This is a genomic window from Algibacter sp., assembly GCF_049667265.1.
In the GTDB taxonomy this organism is placed as follows: Bacteria; Bacteroidota; Bacteroidia; order Flavobacteriales; family Flavobacteriaceae; genus Algibacter_B.
On the sequence record NZ_JBATHX010000498.1, the window covers coordinates 1 to 3,184 of the forward strand.

Annotated in this window: 3 protein-coding genes; all 3 read left to right on the top strand. The window is 33.2% G+C overall.

The genetic code is table 11. The features are described 5' to 3' along the window. Window positions 1-760: alanine dehydrogenase (locus WBN21_RS16910; protein ID WP_424202378.1), on the top strand; the 760-nt coding region annotated here is incomplete at its 5' end. 158 nt (window positions 761-918) lie between these two features. Then, window positions 919-1,614, top strand: a complete 696-nt coding sequence (locus WBN21_RS16915; RefSeq protein ID WP_424202380.1) for a zinc metallopeptidase — start codon at window positions 919-921, stop codon at window positions 1,612-1,614. A gap of 338 nt (window positions 1,615-1,952) precedes the next feature. Then, the coding region (locus WBN21_RS16920; protein ID WP_424202382.1) for a tetratricopeptide repeat protein at window positions 1,953-3,184 on the top strand (1,232 nt) is incomplete at its 3' end.

The following is a 3,184-nucleotide window of genomic DNA, read 5'->3' on the forward strand; positions in this document are numbered from 1 at the left end:
TATTTGTATTGCTTATGAAACGGTTGAAGATGCTGATGGATCACTTCCGTTGTTAATTCCAATGTCTGAAGTTGCTGGTAGAATGTCTGTTCAACAAGGGGCTAAATATCTTGAAAAACCAATTATGGGACGTGGTATTTTATTAGGTGGTATTCCTGGGGTGCCTCCTGCAAAAGTGTTGATTTTAGGCGCTGGTGTTGTAGGTCTTCAAGCAGCAAGAATGGCGTCAGGATTAGGCGCGAGCGTGCATATTTTAGATATTAATATGAAAGCTTTACGTCATGTAAGTGATACCATGCCGAATAATGTTGTAAGTGAATTTTCGAGTGAATATAACATTAGAAAACATATAGTTGATTCTGATTTAATTATAGGTGGTGTACTTTTAAAAGGCGCAAAAGCACCAAAATTAATTACTAGAGATATGCTAAAAGATATGCGTCCAGGAACCGTTATGGTTGATGTGGCTGTAGATCAAGGTGGTTGTTTTGAAACTACCAAACCAACAACACATCAAGACCCTACGTATATTATTGATGACATTGTACATTATAGTGTTGCCAATATGCCTGGTGCTGTACCTTATACATCAACAATGGGATTAACGAATGTGACTTTACCATACGTTATTAAGTTGGCAAACGAAGGTTGGAAAAAAGCATGCGATGGGAATGCCTCTTTAGCTAAAGGTTTAAATATTGTAAAAGGAAAAATTGTTTATAAAGAAATTGCCGAGGCCTTTGACATGGAAATGGCTTAGGATTTTTTTTGAATTATAATTTTGAAACGTCTAAATCTTATTTAATAAGTTTTGGACGTTTTTTATTTTTTTTAAAATAATTAGCTGACAAAAATTCAGATTGAAAAATTGGCGTTATTTTTGCTATCTTTAATTTGAAATTTAAAACATAAAAAAAAATGATTGGATATTATATATTAATTGGAGCCATTGCTTTAGTAAGTTGGTTGGTGAGTAGTACTTTAAAAAAGAAGTTTGCAAAGTACTCTAAAGTACAACTAAGAAATGGTATGAGCGGTGCTGAAATTGCTGAAAAAATGTTAGCAGACCATGGTATTAGAGATGTTGAAGTGATTTCTACGGCAGGACAATTAACAGACCATTACAACCCAAAAAATAAAACGGTAAATTTAAGTGAATCGGTTTACAATCAGCGAAATGCGGCGGCGGCGGCTGTTGCAGCACATGAGGTAGGTCACGCTGTGCAACATGCACAAGCTTATCAATGGTTAACAATGCGTTCTACTTTAGTTCCTGTGGTTAGTGTAACTTCTGGAATGTCGCAATGGTTAATTATGGGTGGACTGGTTCTTGGAGGAGCTGCTGGCGTTGGTTTAGGTTGGTGGGTCGCAGCAATTGGTGTGGCATTTATGGGATTTGCAACCTTATTTAGTTTTATCACTTTACCAGTTGAATACGATGCAAGTAATAGAGCATTGGCATGGTTAAAAAATAAGAATATGGTATCTCAAGAAGAGTATGCGGGTTCTGAGGACGCCTTAAAATGGGCTGCAAGAACATATTTAGTGGCCGCAATTGGTGCATTAGCGTCACTTTTATATTGGGCACTTCAGCTTTTTGGAGGAAGAGATTAAACCATTTGAAAACTCAAAAAAAGCTCTGAAATATATCAGAGCTTTTTTTGTTAAACCCATTTTGAATTTCTTATAATTTCTAGACAATTAGTATATTAGCTTAAAAATTGCACCCATTAAAATTGAAGTTTTTAAACACCTCATATCTATACGTTGCGAGTAAATTCACTCATTTAGCATGTTTGTTATTGTTTCTGTCAAGTTTCACTAGTTTTTCTCAGAATGATAATTATAAGCGCTTTTTAGATTCAGCTGAAATATATGTTATTAGTAATCCAGAAAAAAGTTTAGTTTTTTTAGATTCAATTCCAGAACCTAACGAAACTTATATAAAAGGTTTGGTTGATAATTACTACGGTATAAAAGCAAATATTCATTACGAATTACATGAATTTACCGAGGCCTATCGCCTTTGGCTATTGTCCTTAAAATATGCCGATGAGACTCTCGACAAATCTTTTGGAGCATATGCGTCAACACGTACCTTTTTGCTTTTATCTGAACTTGGCGACTATGAAGAGGCGGAAAAATATCTAGAAAAGGCGAAATCATTATACATTGAGCAAGATGATTTATACGGTTTAATGGACACTAAACAAATCCCCGCTTTTCTTAAATTTCAGGATAGGAAGTGGCAGGATTGCATAATAATGCTTGAGGAGACTTTAAATGAATATAAAAATCTAGATAAACAATATTTATATGCATATGCGCTACATATGTTGGCCTCCAGCCATTTAAATTTAGGAAACTACGACCAGGGAAAACATTATATTAATCTCTATAGTTCTTTAGAAGAAGAAAATAGAGTAACCCGCGATTCGTTTTTTGAAGCTTATCAAAAGTATTATTTAGCCAACTATTTTTATGCTAATAAAGCAACAGATTCAACCTTGTATTATCTTCAAGAAGTTTATAAGCTTAAACCTTTTATGGATCAAGAATTTAAAAAGGATTTCTACAGTTTGGCTATAAAAACCTACCAAACTGCAGGACAAGATAAATTAAGTTTAGCCTATACAGATTCTTTGAGAAATCTTGAGGCGGAAATTAAAAAAGCGAATATAAGAACTGGGCTTAAAATGAGCGAAAGCCTTGTAAAAACCGAAGAAGAATTATTAATAAGTAATGAAAAGAAACGCTTAAATTTTATAGTTGCAGCAGTTTTGCTCGCGCTATCTATTGTATTATTAATTATACTACATAAAAATAGAAGAAAAATTGAAATTAGGATTACAAGTTATAAGGATAAATTAAAAGAATTAGGCTACCTACAATCAAATCAACAAAAAATGGTAACCAAGTTAGAGGTGCTTGAAGATTATATTCAGGAACTGAAAGGGGATATAAAAAAGATTTCTAAAATTAATAATATTGAAACGCAGCGCAACCAAATTATGGCCCTTTATAGAAATATACATTCAAAATCAATTGATGTTTTAGCAATTGGTGAAAGTCATATGAAGTTAATCAATGAGTTTAATGCAGATTTTTTTATTCAAATGAATAAAATGTATCCAAAATTAAACGATTCTGAAATTGCTGTCTGTTATTATCTATTTATGGGATT

What these genes read in the sequence shown, in the direction of transcription:
- WBN21_RS16915 (WP_424202380.1), top strand. Translation starts at nt 919, where the DNA reads ATGATTGGATATTATATATTAATTGGAGCCATTGCTTTAGTAAGTTGG.